Genomic DNA, 15,900 nt, shown 5'->3' with positions numbered 1-15,900 from the left:
GATCCTCTTTTAACTTCAGCGGATTGTCAGGGGAGATTCATGGGCAAGGGACGAGTCGAGGCATTCACCGATGGCGTGGTCGCCATCATCATCACCATCATGGTGCTGGAATTGAAGGTGCCGCATGGCGAGGATTTTTCCGCGCTGGCACCACTCTGGCCGATCTTCCTCAGCTATGTGCTGTCCTTCATCAATGTCGGCATCTACTGGAACAATTTGCACAACATGTTCCATACCGTGCAGCGGGTCGACGGCCGCGTGCTGTGGGCGAACCTCAACCTGCTGTTCTGGCTATCGCTGATGCCGGCGACGACAGCCTTCATGGGTGAGAACCATTTCGCGCCGGTGCCGGTTGCTGTCTATGGCGTCGACCTAGCGCTCTGCGCCATCGGCTTCAACATCCTCACCATGGCCCTGCATCGACTGCACGGCAACGAGACTCTCTTCGCCAGGGCGTTGGGCAATGACCTCAAGGGAAAGATCTCGCTGGTCCTCTATCTTTCCGCCATCGCGCTGACCTTCGTCAATCACTGGATCGGTGTCTCGATCTATGTCCTGGTGGCGATGATCTGGTTCGTGCCGGACAGACGCTTCGAGCGGCTGATCGAGAAAATAGGCCCCGTCTAGCCTCGCATTGCTTTCAGCTTTTCCGCTACCGAAGCGGCAAGGTCGGCGTAGCGCTCCTCCAGCCGCTCGGCCGCCTTGATCACTGAAAAATCATGGCCGAATTTTTCCAGCGCCATACGCAGCTTTTCGACGAATTCGGCCTGTTTTTCGAGCGCCGAAAACAGCGTCATAACTTGCGCTTCGCTGATGTCGGGATTGGCGAGCATCTGCGGTACCTCGCGGCTCATCTGGTCGCCGGTGGCGGTCTGTTCTTTCAGGATCTCGATCCAGTCGGTCAATCGTCAGGTCTCCTTTTTCGATATCAGCATGCGCAGCGCCCGCCGATGCGGTCAACCCGAAGATGCCGGGATCGGCTTGCGCGAGCCTTTTTCCGCGCTAAGTTCGCCGCGGCCAGAACAGGAGAAAATCATGACCACCGACGCCGAGATCCAGACCGCCCTGCCTGCACTTGCCTCCGGCAATGTCGCCGTCATTACCGGCGCGGCCAGCGGCATCGGCCTTGCCGCCGCCAAACGGCTGGCGGCGATGGGCATGAAGATCGTGCTGGCCGATATCGGCGGCGAACGCCTTGATGAGGCTGCCCGCGCCGTCGCTGCTATCGGCGGGCAGAGCGCCGTACTTGCCGTCGCCACCGATGTCTCGAAGGCCGAAGACCTCGACCGGCTGGCCGAACGGACATCCGGCACTTTCGGCGACGTGTCGCTGCTGATGAACAATGCCGGCGTCGGCAATAACCCCGGCAAGCCCTGGGAGAACCGTGACGCCTGGAAGCGGCTGCTGGACATCAATTTCTGGGGTGTCGTCCATGGCGTAGAGGCGTTCGCGCCACGCATGCTGGCGGCGGGAAAGCCCGGCCTGATCGTCAACACCGGCTCCAAGCAAGGTATCACCACGCCGCCCGGCAACCTCGCCTACAACGTCTCCAAGGCTGGCGTGAAGACCTATACCGAGGGCCTTGCACACGCGCTGCGCAACGAGCCCGGCGCCAATGTCGCGGCGCATTTGCTCATTCCCGGGTTCACTTTTACCGGCCTGACCGAAGGTGCGACCGAAAAGCCGGCCGGCGCCTGGACCGGCGAGCAGGTCATCGACTTCATGCTGGCCTCGCTGCTGCGTGGCGATTTCTACATCCTGTGTCCCGATAACGAGGCGACCCGGCCCATGGACGAAAAGCGCATGGCCTGGGCAATTGGCGATATCATTGAGAACCGTCCTGCTCTGTCGCGCTGGCATCCGGACTACAAGGATGCTTTCGCGGCATTCATGACACGCAGCGCATGATCCCGAACCGAAGATCACCAGAGCAAAGAATCGGATCCGATCTTCGCAGGTATGCGCCGGACCTTTATATCACGCCGCTGCGTGCTTCTTCGTGTTCCGCTTCTTCGCCATGGCTTTCTCGGCTGCCAACTCGGCAAGCTTCTGATCATGCCGCTTCGCTGCCTGTTCGCATTTCTTGCGGATCTCTTCGACCTCGGTCTCAGTCAGGTGTTCGATACCGATGAAGGTGTTCTGGGCTGTGCTGACCCGGATCAATTCGTCGAGCTTCGCCTGGATCGCGGCGCCATCGCGGTTCTGGGTGTTCTGGATGAGAAACACCATCAGGAAGGTGACGACCGTCGTGCCGGTGTTGATGACGAGCTGCCAGGTGTCCGAAAAGCCGAACATCGGCCCGCTTGCCGCCCAGACGACGATGATCAGGAAACAGACGGCAAACGTCGGCGGCAGGCCGGCAAAATGGGCGACGTTGTTGGCGATCCTGGTGAAAAGCTTCTCAATCATTCAAACTCCCTCAACAGCCGGGCGACGAACCCGGACGGAAGCCGAGTTCATTGTGTCTGCAGAAACAGTTGGCAGCCGCTCCTGGTTCCCTCGTGGCGGAAGATCGCGGGTACATTGTTGGAGGAGCAGATCGCGCAGGCCGTCGGACCGCTTGCAGATACGCCCCGAAGTCAGGGGGCGCCGTTTTCCCAGCGGTCGAGGAAAGCCTCGATGGGCAAGGCCTGCATGTCGGGGACTGCCCTGGCCAGTTTCTCGACCGGCCAGTCCCACCAGGCAAGACGTTCGATCCGGGCCGCAGTTCCCGCGCTGAAGCGCTGCCGCAATGGCGTGGCCGGAACGCCGGCGACGATTGCATAGGCCGGCACGTCGCGCGTCACCACCGAGTTGGCACCGACGATCGCGCCATTGCCGATCGCCACGCCCGGCATGATCACGGCGCCATGGCCGATCCAGACATCGTGGCCGATGCTGACGGCTCTCGCCCGCCGCCGGTCGCGGAATGCCTGATCGACACCCAGCCAGCGGAAGTACTCGTTGGGCCGATAGCTGATTTTGTGCTGCGTCAGCCGCTCGACCGGGTGCTCCAGCGCATTGATGCGGCTGTTGGCGGCGATCGAGCAGAATTTGCCGATCGTCGTATAGATCGCCTCGGCGTGGCGCTCGAAGTAGGAAAAGTCGCCGACCATCACCTCGCGCAGGATGACGCGCTCGCCGATCGACGCATAACGTCCAAGCTTGCACGCCTTCAGCTCCGCCGTCGGATGGATGCGCGGCTCGGGATCTTTTAGGACAAGGTGTTCAGGACGGTCCATGCGGGCGCTTTACGCCCGCGCGCATAGTCTCGCAAGCCGAGTGCAGCGCCGCGCATCAGTTTGGACGCGCCAAGGACCCTGTAGCACCTTAAGTCTCTATTTCGGCTTGCCGCTGGTCCACACCACGTTCTGGCCGTAGAGCGGCACGGTGGTGACCGACATTTTTGCCGAGCCATCCTGCACCTGGCGCGAATGCGACAGGTAGATCAGCGTCTCGTTGGCCTTGTCGTAGATGCGGTTCACCACCTGCTTTTTCCAGATCAGGCTGATGCCTTGCTTGAACACCTCCTCGCCGGCCTCGCTCATGTCGATGTCGCCAATGGTGATCGGCCCGGTCTGGCGGCAGGAGATCGAGGAATCGGACGGGTCCTCGAACCAGTTGCCTTTCTGCAGGCGGTCGATCACGCCACGGTCGAAATAGGAGACGTGGCAGGTCACGCCCTCGACCTTCGGATCCTTGATCGCCTCGACGATGATATCGTTGCCGAGCCAATCGACGCCGACCTTGCCGACTTCCTCGGCGGCGGCCGCGCCGGCGCCAATGACAAGGCATGCGGCTAACGCGCCGCCAATCCGTTTTCGCAAAGAGGCCTCCTGCGGTTCAAATTTTGCCGACCTCAGGTGGGACGAACGGCAGTGCTTTGCAAGCAGATCGCCTCCCACAGGATTGCCGGTTGCGGCAACGCGACATCTTTGCGTCGGCGCGACCGAACCGCTAAGAGTGTTCGCCAAGCCAGGGCCTTCACGGCGCCAACCCGGCGCCCGATGGAATAACGACGGACTTTCACTGATGATGCGTTCAATTCTGGTCGGTATTCTCGTCCTGATGGCCGCCGGAATCGGCTGGCTCACCTTCGACTGGTACCGCGGACATTATGGCGGCGAGCCGTTCGGAGCACCGTTCACGCTGGTCGACCAGAAGGGCGCGCCGGTCACCGAAGCCGCGTTTCGCGGCCACCCCAGCGTCGTCTTCTTCGGCTTCACGCATTGTCCGGAAGTCTGCCCGACCACGCTTTTCGAGTTGGCCGGCTGGCTGAAGACGATGGGCGACGACGGCAAGAACCTGCGTGCCTATTTCGTTACGGTCGATCCGGAGCGCGATACGCCGGAAATCATGAACACCTATGTCAGCAATTTCTCCGATCGCATCCTCGGCATATCAGGCGATCCGGATAAGGTCCACGCCATGGCCAAGTCCTTCGGCATCTACTGGAAGAAAGTCGACACGAACGACGGTGACTACACGATGGACCACACCGCTTCGGTGCTGCTGCTCAATGCCAAGGGCGATTTCGCCGGCACTATTGCCTATGGCGAAAGCCCGGACGCCGCCATCGCCAAGCTCAAACGGCTGGCGGCGGAAGGTTGACACATCCGGTAATGACGCAGACGCGTTTGTATTTCACCGCGGGCAAGATCGAGGCTGATCGCATCTTCGCGGCGCTCGGTGCGGCGTTCGACGATGAGGGCCTGCCGATTGCGGTGCTCGAGGTCGACGAGGACCGCGACATCCACGAAGTATCGCTCTATGCCGGCGACGACGTCGATGCGGTCGAGGCGCGGCTCAGGGATGTACTTGCCGGACTGTCGCTGTCGAAACCGATAGCGCGCGAAACGCTGCCCGACATCGACTGGGTGGCGCGCTCGCTGGAGGGATTGAAGCCGGTGCGGGCCGGGCGCTTCTTCGTCCATGGCGCGCATGACCGCAGGAAGCGCCACAGCGGCGAAATCGCCATAGAGATCGAGGCCGGCCTTGCTTTCGGCACCGGTCATCACGGCACCACCGCCGGCTGCCTCGAAATGCTGGAGCAGGTCGTACGGCGCGAGCATCCACGCAACGCGCTCGACCTTGGCACCGGCAGCGCGGTGCTCGCGATCGCAGCGGCCAGGCTCGCGCATATACCGGTGCTGGCGACCGACATCGACCCGGTCGCCGTCAAGGTGGCCGCCGCCAATGCGCGGCTGAACCACGTCAAGGGGCTCGTCGAAACAGTGATGGCGCCCGGATTCCACCACCCGATCTTTGCCGCGCGCGCGCCCTTCGACTTGATCGTCGCCAACATATTGGCGCGGCCGCTGATGCGCCTGGCGCCGCAAATGGCGGAGCATATCGCGCTCGGTGGCTCGATTGTTTTGTCGGGCATCCTCGAGCGCCAGCGCGATGCGGTAATCGCGGCCTATGTCGGCCAGAAATTCCGGCACGTCCGCACCTTGCACCGCGAGGGCTGGGTGACGATTCACCTCAAGCGCTGAGGCGCGACGCCTTCAACGCAAGCCGGAATCCGCTCGGACTTAGCGCGAGTTCGCCGCTTTCTTTAGCTGTTCGCGATCGTAGCCGTGAGCTTTCAGCGTTTCGTCGTCAAAGCCAAGCAGAACGCCGCTTACATACCGGCTCGCTTCGCGCTGGCGAGCTTCGATCAGCGCTTTCACAGCGTTTTTGAAAAATCCGCGTCTAGGTGAAATCGTGGACATGACGGTCTCCTTTGCAGGGCAACAGGACTTTTCCTCCACATTAAGAAGGTAAGCTCCGCTGACGCTTTTTGAAATCGTCGATTCTGCATGGCGTCCATGCGCAAAGAGACACGCAGCAACCGGGAATGATCGGTCCGAAAATCGATTCCGATTTTCGAAGTCATGCGCTACGGTCGCACCAGCATTCGAGGAGAGCCGACATGTTCCAGACCTTCGATTCCGCCGGCGATCCGGCCGTTGGCAAGCCGCGCGTGGCATTGTTGCGCCAATGGTTGGCGGCGAACGGGCTGGATGGCTTCATCGTGCCCCGTGCCGACGAGCACCAGGGCGAATATGTCGCCGACCGCTCGGCGCGGCTGAAATGGCTGACCGGCTTCAGCGGCTCGGCCGGCGTCGCCATTGTGCTTGGCGAGCGCGCCGTCATGTTTGTCGACGGGCGCTACACGCTGCAGGTGCGCCAGGAGGTCGATCTCGACATCTTTTCGATCGAGAGCCTTGTCGACAACCCGCCGGCCCACTGGATCAAGGACAATCTCGGCAAGGGCGTGCGGTTGGGCTTCGATCCGTGGCTCCATACGATCAGTGACGTCAAGGCGCTGAAGGCCTCGGCCGAGAAATCCGGCGCGATACTGGTGCCGCTCGAACAAAATCCGATCGACGCGATCTGGCAGGACCAGCCCGGGCCGCCACTGGCGCCGGTCGAGATCCACCCGATCGGCTTTGCCGGCGAACTGGCCAAGGACAAGCTGGTGCGGCTGGCGGCGGCCATCGAGAAGGACGGCGCCACCCATGCCGTACTGACCGACCCCTCCTCCATTGCCTGGGCCTTCGACATTCGTGGCGGCGACGTACCGCACACACCGCTGGCGCTCGGCTTTGCCGTGCTCGCCGCCGACGGCTCGCATCTGCTTTTCATGGACCAGCGCAAGTTTTCGCGCACCGTCGCGGCCTACCTGACGCAGCTCGCCGAATTGCACGAACCAGGTGAATTCGAATCGGCAATCGTCACCCGGGCCAAGGGCGGCGCAAAAATCGCGCTGGACCCGGTTCTCGCGGCGGACAAGCTCAGAATGCTGGTCGAGGATAATGGCGGCACCGTCATTGCCACGGCCGATCCGGCCCGCATTCCACGCGCAACAAAGAACAAAGCTGAGATCGCCGGCGCACGCGCCGCACATCGCCGCGACGGCGCCGCGGTCGCCAAGCTGCTGTGCTGGCTCGACCGCCAGAAGCCCGGCACGCTCGACGAAATCGCCGTTGTCACCAGGCTTGAGGAGACGCGCCGTCAGACCGGCGAAGAAACGCAGATGCCGCTGCGCGACGTATCGTTCGATACCATCTCCGGCGCTGGTCCTAACGGCGCTATCATGCACTACCGCGTCTCCCGCGCCACCAATCGCAAGCTGGGCGATGGCGAGCTGTTCCTGCTCGATTCCGGCGGGCAGTACCAGGACGGCACCACCGACATTACCCGCACGGTTCCGATTGGCGCGCCAACCGAGGAGATGCGCGAGCGCTTCACGCTGGTGCTGAAAGGCATGATCGGCATCTCCATGCTGCGCTTCCCCCAGGGCACGCGCGGCTCCGAAATCGATGCAGTGGCGCGCCTGGCGCTATGGAGACACGGCTGCGATTTCGCCCATGGCACCGGGCACGGTGTCGGCTCCTATCTTGCCGTGCATGAGGGCCCGCAGCGTATCGCCAAGACCGGTACCGAGAAGCTGCTGGCCGGCATGATCGTCTCCAACGAGCCCGGCTATTACAAGGAAGGTTCCTACGGCATCCGCATCGAGAACTTGATTCTGGTGACACCGGCCGAGGCAATCGAGGGCGGCGACATCGCCATGCACGGCTTCGAGACACTGACGCTGGCGCCGATCGATAAGCGGCTGGTCCGATCGGACCTTTTAACCCGCGACGAGTTGCATTGGCTTGACGAATACCATGCGCGCGTACTGGCCGAGATCGGACCGATGCTCGACGGCGAAACGCTGGCCTGGCTGGAAAAGGCAACCGCGCCGCTGCCGCACGACTTCAAGCAATAGCCGCGGCGGCAACGCCGGTTGACAGGCTTTGCTCCGCAAGCAGTCCCTGCAAAGCGGTGACGTTGGGAGAACCGGCTCCCTTGCGCCAGAACAACACTGTGACGGCATTGTCTTCGTCAGCGGGCAGTTCGTGCAGCTTTAGCCAGCGGCTTTCCGGAAAACCCGAAAGCACGCTTTTCGGCATCAGCGCTATGCCCATGCCAGCCACCACGCAACCAAGGATGGCATGGTATGAGCCAAGCTCGATGGTTTTCTCGGCCATGAACCCTCTGCGCGCATACCATTGTTCCAGCCGCTTGCGGTGCGGACAGCCGTGCTCGAAGGCTATCATGGTTTTGGGCATGTCCAGGTGGTCTTCGACCGAAACGCGCGATGCCGCCGAGACAATGACCAGCTGCTCGTGGAATGCGGGCAGCTTTTCGAACGGAACGTCAGCGATCGGCTCGGCGGCGAAGGCTGCATCGAGTTCGCCGGCAAGCATGGCGGTCGCGAGAACCTGCGGATTGCCGGTGCGCAACTGGATTTCCACTTCGGGATGCCGTGCATGGTATTCGGCGAGCAGACTTGGAAGCCGTGCCGCGGCGGTGCTCTCCATGGCACCTAGGCGAAGAGTGCCGCGCGGGCGTGGATCGAGCATCGCCGTTCGCGCCTCCTCCGCAAGCGCCAGCAGCCGATCCGCATAGCCGACCAATCTGTGACCGGCCGGCGATACGTGCAGGCGCTTGCCCTCCCGGATAAACAGCTGCACGCCGAGATCCTCCTCGAGCTGCCGGATGCGTGTGGTCACGTTCGACTGCACGCGAAACAGTTTTTCCGCCGCCCTGGTGATTCCGCCCTCGCGCACCACCGTGCGGAAGATGCGCAGATCGGCCAAATCCATACATCTCTCCTGGAGAACATAACGATCTTAATTATTCATTTTAACTGATTATGCCTTTCCCGTAAATCGCCGGTGTAGCTGCCGATCAACACGGCAAACCAGGGGAGATGGAAATGTCGCGTGAGCCCTTCGGCATCCAGCCGATCGATCTAAGCGCATTGACGCCGAAGCAGCGCGAAGCGCTCTATAGCGACGCCGTGCGTGGCGCCCACCAGGAGAGAGCGGAGGCGATCCGGCTGAGCCTGTCGCGGGTCGGCGCGGCAATAGTCGCTGCGGTAAAGCGCATGTGTGCTCTCGCCGCCAAGGCAAAAGTCGATCAGCCGACGAGCTGCCGCGCGAGGATCAGCACGGCAGCACCCGCCAGGAACATCGCCATAAGGCCGCCGCGCAGTGAGACAAGGCCGGCGACGATCAAGGCTGCCCATTCCGCCGGCCCGGCGCTGAGCGCCGCCGGCGCCACCAGCGTGGTCAGCACCGCCGCCGGAACGGCGCTGAGCCCGGCTTCGACGCGCGGGTGGATTTGATCGAAACGCGAGATCACCAGATGACCGCCGATGCGGGTCAGATAGGTCGCGATCGAAGCGGCGATGATGATCCACAAGGTCGTGCTCATGGCCGTGCCTCCACGCCGCTGTGGCGGGGCGGCAGGATGACGGCGAGCAGCACGCCGGCCAGCGCACCTATGGAGACATGCCAGGGCGAGCCGACCGTTTTGTATGCAATGATGGAGGCGGCAGCGCTGGCGACGACCACCGGCAGCCACAGCGGCCGCTTGCGGAAGCTCATGACCAGGCCGAGAAAATATATCGGCAGCAGGAAATCGATGCCCAACGCATGGGTGTCGGGAATAAGCTTGCCGAACATCGCGCCGAGCGCGCTTTCGATGATCCAGAACACATAGACCGGCAGCCCAAGCCCCATATACCAGGTGAACCCGACGGTCTCGCCGGCCTCCGCCTTGCGCTCGGCCACCGCGAACTGCGGATCGGTCAGCACAAAATAGCCTATCGCCTGCTGCACCAGCGGCCAATGCGCAATGCGCCGGCCGATGCCAGCCGAATAGAGCACATGGCGAAAATTCACGGCGAAGATCGACAGCACGATCAGCCACGGCGCGACATGCTGGCCGAACAGCTCGATGCCGACCATCTGGCTGGCGCCGCCGAACACCGTTGCGCTCATCAGGAACGCTTCGAGCACGGAAAACCCGTTGTCGACTGCGAGCGCTCCGAACAGCAACGCAAACGGCGCCGACGCCACCACGACGGGCATGCTGAGCCGCACGCCGTCCCAGAAATCGCTTTTCGCACTGTTTTCGGAGATTGCTTCCGCCGACATCGACCGCTCCTCGGGAACGGCCGTATGTAGGGAGGGCGGTCCGGCTTGTCACACCAATTCGCTTGAGGCAAACGATCAGCGGAAATGACAGCTGAAGCGTCGCGGCAAGCACGCTTCCGTGCCTAGCGCGGCGAAGCCTTGCCTTCGATCGCCCTGCCCCAGTCGAGCAGCGGTTTTGCCCGCATGGCGAAGTCGACAAGGTCGTCGACCAATCCAGCTCCGTAGATATCCGCCGGCTCGATTGCGTGCCGGACGGCAAAATGCCGGTTGCGGATCGCGGCAGCGAGATCGGGCTCGGCGATATGCTCGAAGCCGCGCGGCGTGCGCTTCATGCAGCCGTCCGGGTCGAGCTCGAGACCATTCTTCTTCAGCGCCGCGACGAGGCTGCGGAATTCAGCGGGCCGCTTCGCGATCGCGTTGCGCAGCGCCAGCAATAGCTCCGGTCCGGGCTGCCACCAGGCAATGGCGGCAAAGCATCGCTCGAGCCCGATATGGACGTAAAACACGCCCTGTTCCATCTTGGTGCCGTCGGGCGAAAGGATCGCCGACAGATGCTGGTTGTAAGGCCGTTTGTCTTTGGCAAAACGCACGTCGCGATTAATCCGGAACAGCGATTTCTTGCGGTCGCCGCGCAGGCCGAACCCCAATGCTGTGAAGCGCTCGGAGAGCGTCTCGACCAGATCGCCGAAGGGATCGCGCAGGTCGCGCTCGAAAAGATCGCGGTTTTCCAAAAACCACTCCCGGCTCTGATGAAAATCCAGCGCCTTGAGGAAGGGAATGGCCTTTTGCCCAAAACCATTGAACGCAGCAGCCATCACGCGCCCTTGCCGATCCGCTGCAACCAGGTGTCCTCGTCGATCACCTCGATGCCGAATTTGGTCGCGTCCTTCAGCTTGGAACCGGCGCCCGGGCCTGCCACCAGGAGATCGGTCTTCGCGGAAACCGAGCCGGCGACCTTCGCGCCGAGACGTTCGGCCATCGCCTTGGCCTCCGGGCGCGTCATCTTTTCCAGCGTGCCTGTAAACACGATTGTCTTGCCGGCGACCGCACTATCGGCTGAGACGTTCACAATGTACGGCTTCGGGTGGATCTGTGTGAGCAGCGCTTCAAGCACGGCGTCGTTGCGTTCATTGCCGAAGAAATCGCGAAGCGCGCCTATCACGGTATCGCCGATGCCGTTGATTGAAGGAAAAACGGTGTGTGGATCGGCTGCTGCTGCTGTCTCCTTGCCAATGCGGATCAACTCCTCGATCGTCGAGAAGGTTCGGGCGAGCACAGCGGCCGTCGTTTCGCCGATATGGCGGATGCCCAGCGCAAAGATGAAGCGATCGAGTTCGGGTTCGCGGCGGGCGTCGATGGCAGCGAAGAGCTTGTCGAGGCCGTCATAGTTGCGTTCCTCGACGCTGCGTACATTCTTGCGCGTTTTGCCCGATGCGGCCTCACGCTGCCTGGCCTGCTCCTCCCGTCGCTCCGCCAGCGCCTTGGTGACGGCGGGACGGCGGTCCCGGAGGGTGAAGATATCGGCGGCAGTCTTGACCAACCCGGCATTGAAGAACAGGTCTATGTTTTCAGCGCCCAGGCCTTCGATATCCATGGCGCCGCGCGACACAAAGTGGCGTAATCCTTCCACGGCCTGCGCGGGGCAGATCAGCTCGCCGGTGCACCGTCGGCGGGAATCCTCCTTGCCGGTCTTCTCGTTGATCTCGCGCGTTGCGGGTGAGCCGCAGATCGGACATTTGTGCGGGAATTCGTAGGGCACGGCATCTGGCGGACGCTTGTCGACGACGACGCTGACGATCTGCGGAATGACGTCCCCCGCCCGCTGGATGACCACCGTGTCGCCGATACGGATGTCGTTGCCGTCGCGGATCGGCTGGCCGTTGCTGTCCAGACCCTTGATGTAGTCTTCGTTGTGAAGCGTGACATTTTCGACCACGACGCCGCCGACCGTGACGGGCGCAAGCCGGGCAACGGGCGCCAGCGTACCGGTACGGCCGACCTGAATGTCGATCCTGAGCACGGTCGTCATCGCCTGTTCGGCCGGAAATTTATGAGCGATCGCCCAGCGTGGTTCGCCGGTGACGAAGCCCCATCTGCGCTGCAACTCCAATTGGTCGACCTTGTAGACGACGCCGTCGATGTCGTAGCCGAGCGATGAGCGCTGGGCCTCGATAAGGTGATAATGCGCGATCAGTTCGTCGACCGACTTTGCCCGGACCATCAGCGGACTGACCTTGAACCCCCACTCCGCGAATTTTTGCACGGAATCGTATTGGGTCGGAGCTGGATCCTTTGAAGTATAGCCCCAGGCGTAGGCAAAGAATTTGAGGTTGCGGCTGGCGGTAACGGACGGGTCCTTCTGGCGCAGCGATCCGGCCGCCGTGTTACGCGGATTGACGTAATCCTGGCCGCCTATCGCCGCCGAACGCTGCTTCAGCGCCTCGAATTCCGCGTAGGTCATATAGACCTCACCGCGTATTTCGATGACCTCGGGCCAGTCCGGTCCCTTCAAGGTCTTGGGAATATCGGCGATGGTCTTGAGATTGGCGGTGATGTCCTCGCCGACGACGCCGTCGCCGCGCGTTGCCCCCTGCACGAACACACCGCCTTCATACCGCAGGGAAGCCGATAGCCCGTCGATCTTCGGCTCAGCCGTGAAGGCGATGTTCAGCTCCTTGTCGCGATCAAAGAATCGCCGGCCCCGTTCTATGAAGTCCGCGACGTCCTGGTCGGTATAGGCCTTGGCGAGGCTGAGCATCGGCACCGCGTGGCGCACCTTTGCAAAACCTTCCGCCGGCGGCGCGCCGACCCTGCGTGAGGGCGAATCCTCGCGCACAAGATGCGGGAACTGCTGCTCGATGGCGAGGTTGCGCCGGGTCAGCGCGTCATATTCCGCATCCGTGATTATCGGCGCGTCCTCGCCATGGTAGCGCCGGTCGTGCTCGGCGATCTCCTGCGCCAACCGCTTCAACTCGCTTGCCGCCTCGCTTTCGCTGAGCGAATCGACTGGTTTTTCGTCCATGCACTGCTCCCTCCACGGTGGCGCGACACAATAGAACAGGATTTTCTCATGAGGGAGAGACCAGACACAGAAAATCATTCCTGAACAGCAGGATGGCGCCATACCCTGACTCAGGTCACGAGCGCCGGAAACGAACTCGCCTGGAGCAATTCCAGGAAAAGTGTGAAACGGTTTTCCGTCCGGAACTGCGCAGAAACAAAGAGGTAGAGCGGTTCGGCGTTTCGGTGAAACGATGAACAGCTCTACGCTGCCGCGGTGTTCTCCCGCAGCAGCCGCTCGGCCGCCGCACGCGCCTCGTCGGTGATGGTGGCGCCGGCGAGCATGCGTGCGATCTCTTCCTGCCGTGCCGCCCGGTCCATCTCGGCGATGCCGGTCGAGACCCGGTCGGCACCGCCCGATTTGGAGATCAGGAAATGCGTCGCCGCGCGCGCTGCCACTTGCGGTGCATGCGTGACCGAAAGCACCTGCACGCGTTTTGCCAGCCGCGCCAGCCGCTGGCCGATGGCGTCGGCAACCGCGCCGCCGACGCCGGTGTCGATTTCATCAAAGACCAAGGTCGGCGCCGACCCGCGATCAGCCAGCGCGACCTTCAACGCCAGCAGGAAGCGCGAAAGCTCGCCGCCGGAAGCGACCTTCATCATTGGTCCTGGCCTGGTGCCGGGATTGGTCCGCACCCAGAACTCGACCTGGTCGATGCCTTCTTCCATGCGGCTCTCGGCATCGCTTGCGATCTCGACGATGAACTCGGCGCGTTCGAGCTTCAGCGCCGGCAGTTCGGCCATCACCGCCTTGCTCAGCCCGACAGCCGCCGCATGGCGAAGCGACGACAGCTGGGCCGCCGTAGTGTCATAGGCCTGGCGCGCCGCCGCAGCCTGTTTCTCCAGCGCCTGCAGGCGCTCCTCGCCGGCGTCGAGATCGGCAAGGTCGGCAGCCATGGTGTCACGCAATTGCGCCAGGTCATCGACGGCGACGCTGTGCTTGCGCGAGGCGGCACGCAGCGAAAACAGCCGCTCCTCAGCCTTCTCCAGCCGCTGCGGATCATATTCGGTGGCGCGAAGTGCTGCTTCGACGCCCGACTGCGCCGCGTCGAGCGACAGCATCGCCTCGTCGAGCGACTTGACGACATCCTCGAGCAGCCCGGGCGCTTCGGTGACCTTGCGCTGCAGCCGCCTGAGCAGGCTGGCCAGTTGCGGCAAGGGCGAGGACGGACCCGAGAGCACATCCTGCGCATCGTGGATTTCCGAGGCGATCTTTTCGGCACGCATCATCAAGGCGCGCAATTCGGCCAGCTCGGTCTCTTCGCCAGGTTGCGGATCGAGCCTGGTCAATTCGGCGACCGCTGCACGCAGATAATCGGCCTCACGGGCAGCTGCCTCGACTTTGGCCCGGTGCCGTGAAAATTCCTGCTCGCAGGTACGCCAATGCCGCCACGCCTCGCCGGTTGCCCGAGCAGCGCCGAGATGGCCGCCGAAACTGTCGAGCAACTCGCGATGGGCGCCGGGATCGACCAAAGCGCGCTCGTCATGCTGGCCGTGGATCTCGACCAGCGCACGGCCGATGTCGCGCATCAGCGTCACGCTGGACGGCTGCTCGTTGACGAACACGCGCGTGCGGCCGTCAGCCGTCTGGACGCGGCGCAGGATGATTTCGCCGTCGTCCTCGATGGCATTCTCGGCAAGCAACATGCGAGCCGCGTGGTTGCGCGGCACGTCGAACACGGCGATGATCTGGCCTTGTGCCGCGCCATGCCGCACCAGCGAAGCGTCGCCGCGGGCGCCAAGCGCCAGCGACAAGGCGTCGAGCAGGATGGATTTTCCGGCGCCGGTTTCGCCTGTAAGGACCGAAAGGCCGGACGAGAAGTCGATGTCCAGCTTCTCGATCAGAACGATATCGCGGATCGACAGTCTGGAGAGCATGGTGACGCGCCGCTCAGGCGCCGGTGATCAGCTTCCCGGCCTTGGAGATCCACGATCCGGCATTCTCGCGCGGCTCGAGCCCACCACTCTGCAGGAGCTTGTAGGAGTCCTTGTACCACTGGCTGTCGGGATAGTTGGTGCCGAGCACGGCCGCAGCGGTCTGCGCTTCCGACGTCAGCCCCATCGCATAGTAGCTCTCGGTCAGACGCGCCAGCGCCTCCTCGACATGACGTGTGTTGGAATAGTTCTCCACGACGTTGCGGAACCGTTTGACGGCCGCGATGTATTCGCGGCGCTCGAGATAGTAGCGGCCGATCTGCATCTCCTTGCCGGCGAGCTGATCGTTGGCGAAGCGGATCTTCTCCTTGGCATCATCAACATATTCGGAAGTCGGCCAGCGCGTTACCAGATCCTGCATCGTCTGCGCGGTAAGACGCGCTTCCTTCTGGTCTTGGGTGACGTCCTTGATCTGGCGGTAGTAGCTCAGCCCGATAATATACTGGGCATAGGCTGCATCGTCGGTCGACGGGTAGAGGGTCAGGTAGCGCTTGGCCGAACCGATCGCCTCATCGTAATTGCCCTGACGGTAGTCGGCAAAGGCACCCATCACCATCGATTTGCGGGCGAATTCGGAATATGGATGCTGGCGGTCGACGGCATCGAACTTGCGGCTTGCCTCCTGCAGTCGCCCGGCATTCAGATTGGCGAGACCCTGATTGTAGAGCACGTCGGCCGGCTCGGTCTGATCGACATAGGTCGACAGATCGACGTCCTTCTCGGACGACATGCAGGCCGACAGAAACAGCGATGGAACGACCACCGAAAGCGCCAGGAAAACAGCCCGCCGCGGCGCCTTCGATTGACCAACTCGCTTGAAAAACATGTTTGGATTCCGCCCTTTCGGCGTCATTTCAGTCGACGGCAGCAGCCATAAACCATAATTGCCTTGCCCGGCAACGCTATCCCCGGCCAATCGCACATTTTTGTGGCGCTTTGGCGCTACCTG

Annotated in this window: 17 protein-coding genes; 5 read left to right on the top strand and 12 right to left on the bottom strand. The window is 62.5% G+C overall.

What is annotated here, in order from left to right; genetic code table 11:
- Positions 1 to 39: 39 nt before the first annotated feature.
- Positions 40 to 627: a TMEM175 family protein gene (locus NKH93_RS15760; protein ID WP_352919536.1), complete on the top strand. Its 588-nt coding sequence runs from the start codon at positions 40 to 42 to the stop codon at positions 625 to 627.
- Here the strand turns inward: NKH93_RS15760 and NKH93_RS15755 are convergent.
- Positions 624 to 905, bottom strand: coding sequence for a hypothetical protein (locus NKH93_RS15755; protein ID WP_023676741.1), 282 nt, complete (start codon positions 903 to 905; stop codon positions 624 to 626). The genes NKH93_RS15760 and NKH93_RS15755 overlap by 4 nt on opposite strands.
- A 130-nt stretch (positions 906 to 1,035) precedes the next feature.
- On the opposite strand from NKH93_RS15755, the gene NKH93_RS15750 reads away from it, so the two are divergent.
- The gene (locus NKH93_RS15750; protein ID WP_352815434.1) at positions 1,036 to 1,908 is read left to right on the top strand and encodes an SDR family NAD(P)-dependent oxidoreductase; all 873 of its coding nucleotides are present in this window, start codon (positions 1,036 to 1,038) and stop codon (positions 1,906 to 1,908) included.
- Positions 1,909 to 1,977: 69 nt separating this feature from the next.
- Here NKH93_RS15750 and NKH93_RS15745 read toward each other — a convergent pair whose 3' ends face one another.
- From NKH93_RS15745 to NKH93_RS15735, 3 genes are all read right to left on the bottom strand, one after another.
- Complete coding sequence (locus tag NKH93_RS15745) at positions 1,978 to 2,409, bottom strand: low affinity iron permease family protein (protein WP_031211766.1); 432 nt, start codon at positions 2,407 to 2,409, stop codon at positions 1,978 to 1,980.
- 170 nt (positions 2,410 to 2,579) lie between these two features.
- Complete coding sequence (locus NKH93_RS15740) at positions 2,580 to 3,221, bottom strand: DapH/DapD/GlmU-related protein (RefSeq protein ID WP_352471576.1); 642 nt, start codon at positions 3,219 to 3,221, stop codon at positions 2,580 to 2,582.
- 96 nt (positions 3,222 to 3,317) lie between these two features.
- The gene (locus tag NKH93_RS15735; protein WP_352919540.1) at positions 3,318 to 3,806 is read right to left on the bottom strand and encodes a CreA family protein; all 489 of its coding nucleotides are present in this window, start codon (positions 3,804 to 3,806) and stop codon (positions 3,318 to 3,320) included.
- Between the two features lie 205 nt (positions 3,807 to 4,011).
- On the opposite strand from NKH93_RS15735, the gene NKH93_RS15730 reads away from it, so the two are divergent.
- On the top strand, positions 4,012 to 4,590 hold the full coding sequence (locus NKH93_RS15730) for an SCO family protein (protein WP_352450110.1): 579 nt from the start codon (positions 4,012 to 4,014) through the stop codon (positions 4,588 to 4,590).
- Between the two features lie 11 nt (positions 4,591 to 4,601).
- Entirely contained in the window at positions 4,602 to 5,474 is an 873-nt protein-coding gene (locus NKH93_RS15725; RefSeq protein ID WP_352919543.1) for a 50S ribosomal protein L11 methyltransferase, read from the top strand.
- Between the two features lie 39 nt (positions 5,475 to 5,513).
- On the opposite strand, the gene NKH93_RS15720 is transcribed toward NKH93_RS15725, so the two are convergent.
- A complete protein-coding gene (locus NKH93_RS15720; protein ID WP_352450114.1) occupies positions 5,514 to 5,693 on the bottom strand; it encodes a hypothetical protein in 180 nt (59 codons plus the stop codon).
- Positions 5,694 to 5,893: 200 nt separating this feature from the next.
- Here NKH93_RS15720 and NKH93_RS15715 point away from each other — a divergent pair, with 200 nt between their 5' ends.
- The gene (locus NKH93_RS15715) at positions 5,894 to 7,738 is read left to right on the top strand and encodes an aminopeptidase P family protein (protein WP_352919545.1); all 1,845 of its coding nucleotides are present in this window, start codon (positions 5,894 to 5,896) and stop codon (positions 7,736 to 7,738) included.
- Here NKH93_RS15715 and NKH93_RS15710 read toward each other — a convergent pair.
- From NKH93_RS15710 to NKH93_RS15680, 7 genes are all read right to left on the bottom strand, one after another.
- Positions 7,728 to 8,618 (bottom strand): LysR family transcriptional regulator, encoded by an 891-nt coding sequence (locus NKH93_RS15710; protein ID WP_352450117.1) that lies wholly within the window; start codon positions 8,616 to 8,618, stop codon positions 7,728 to 7,730. The genes NKH93_RS15715 and NKH93_RS15710 overlap by 11 nt on opposite strands.
- A gap of 316 nt (positions 8,619 to 8,934) precedes the next feature.
- Positions 8,935 to 9,231, bottom strand: a complete 297-nt coding sequence (locus tag NKH93_RS15705) for an AzlD family protein (RefSeq protein ID WP_023676751.1) — start codon at positions 9,229 to 9,231, stop codon at positions 8,935 to 8,937.
- Positions 9,228 to 9,956: an AzlC family ABC transporter permease gene (locus NKH93_RS15700; RefSeq protein WP_352919549.1), complete on the bottom strand. Its 729-nt coding sequence runs from the start codon at positions 9,954 to 9,956 to the stop codon at positions 9,228 to 9,230. Before NKH93_RS15700 ends, NKH93_RS15705 begins: the two co-directional genes overlap by 4 nt.
- 122 nt (positions 9,957 to 10,078) lie before the next feature.
- Entirely contained in the window at positions 10,079 to 10,771 is a 693-nt protein-coding gene (locus tag NKH93_RS15695; RefSeq protein WP_352815445.1) for a DUF2461 domain-containing protein, read from the bottom strand.
- The gene (gene ligA / locus NKH93_RS15690; RefSeq protein ID WP_352919552.1) at positions 10,771 to 12,978 is read right to left on the bottom strand and encodes an NAD-dependent DNA ligase LigA; all 2,208 of its coding nucleotides are present in this window, start codon (positions 12,976 to 12,978) and stop codon (positions 10,771 to 10,773) included. Before ligA ends, NKH93_RS15695 begins: the two co-directional genes overlap by 1 nt.
- Before the next feature lie 242 nt (positions 12,979 to 13,220).
- Positions 13,221 to 14,894 carry a DNA repair protein RecN gene (gene recN / locus NKH93_RS15685; protein ID WP_352501056.1) on the bottom strand — a complete coding sequence of 558 codons (1,674 nt, stop codon included), beginning with the start codon at positions 14,892 to 14,894 and terminating at the stop codon, positions 13,221 to 13,223.
- A 13-nt stretch (positions 14,895 to 14,907) separates the two neighbouring features.
- Positions 14,908 to 15,777, bottom strand: a complete 870-nt coding sequence (locus tag NKH93_RS15680) for an outer membrane protein assembly factor BamD (protein WP_352501057.1) — start codon at positions 15,775 to 15,777, stop codon at positions 14,908 to 14,910.
- Positions 15,778 to 15,900 lie beyond the last annotated feature (123 nt).

The organism is Mesorhizobium sp. M0954 (assembly GCF_040319155.1).
In the GTDB taxonomy this organism is placed as follows: domain Bacteria; phylum Pseudomonadota; class Alphaproteobacteria; order Rhizobiales; family Rhizobiaceae; genus Mesorhizobium.
This window is presented reverse-complemented; position numbering and strand designations above follow the sequence as displayed.

What these genes read in the sequence shown, in the direction of transcription:
- NKH93_RS15710 (WP_352450117.1), bottom strand. Translation starts at nt 8,618, where the DNA reads ATGGATTTGGCCGATCTGCGCATCTTCCGCACGGTGGTGCGCGAGGGC.
- NKH93_RS15740 (WP_352471576.1), bottom strand. Translation starts at nt 3,221, where the DNA reads ATGGACCGTCCTGAACACCTTGTCCTAAAAGATCCCGAGCCGCGCATC.
- NKH93_RS15720 (WP_352450114.1), bottom strand. Translation starts at nt 5,693, where the DNA reads ATGTCCACGATTTCACCTAGACGCGGATTTTTCAAAAACGCTGTGAAA.
- ligA (WP_352919552.1), bottom strand. Translation starts at nt 12,978, where the DNA reads ATGGACGAAAAACCAGTCGATTCGCTCAGCGAAAGCGAGGCGGCAAGC.
- NKH93_RS15680 (WP_352501057.1), bottom strand. Translation starts at nt 15,777, where the DNA reads ATGTTTTTCAAGCGAGTTGGTCAATCGAAGGCGCCGCGGCGGGCTGTT.
- NKH93_RS15700 (WP_352919549.1), bottom strand. Translation starts at nt 9,956, where the DNA reads ATGTCGGCGGAAGCAATCTCCGAAAACAGTGCGAAAAGCGATTTCTGG.
- NKH93_RS15730 (WP_352450110.1), top strand. Translation starts at nt 4,012, where the DNA reads ATGATGCGTTCAATTCTGGTCGGTATTCTCGTCCTGATGGCCGCCGGA.
- NKH93_RS15760 (WP_352919536.1), top strand. Translation starts at nt 40, where the DNA reads ATGGGCAAGGGACGAGTCGAGGCATTCACCGATGGCGTGGTCGCCATC.
- NKH93_RS15695 (WP_352815445.1), bottom strand. Translation starts at nt 10,771, where the DNA reads ATGGCTGCTGCGTTCAATGGTTTTGGGCAAAAGGCCATTCCCTTCCTC.
- recN (WP_352501056.1), bottom strand. Translation starts at nt 14,894, where the DNA reads ATGCTCTCCAGACTGTCGATCCGCGATATCGTTCTGATCGAGAAGCTG.
- NKH93_RS15725 (WP_352919543.1), top strand. Translation starts at nt 4,602, where the DNA reads ATGACGCAGACGCGTTTGTATTTCACCGCGGGCAAGATCGAGGCTGAT.
- NKH93_RS15705 (WP_023676751.1), bottom strand. Translation starts at nt 9,231, where the DNA reads ATGAGCACGACCTTGTGGATCATCATCGCCGCTTCGATCGCGACCTAT.
- NKH93_RS15745 (WP_031211766.1), bottom strand. Translation starts at nt 2,409, where the DNA reads ATGATTGAGAAGCTTTTCACCAGGATCGCCAACAACGTCGCCCATTTT.
- NKH93_RS15715 (WP_352919545.1), top strand. Translation starts at nt 5,894, where the DNA reads ATGTTCCAGACCTTCGATTCCGCCGGCGATCCGGCCGTTGGCAAGCCG.
- NKH93_RS15750 (WP_352815434.1), top strand. Translation starts at nt 1,036, where the DNA reads ATGACCACCGACGCCGAGATCCAGACCGCCCTGCCTGCACTTGCCTCC.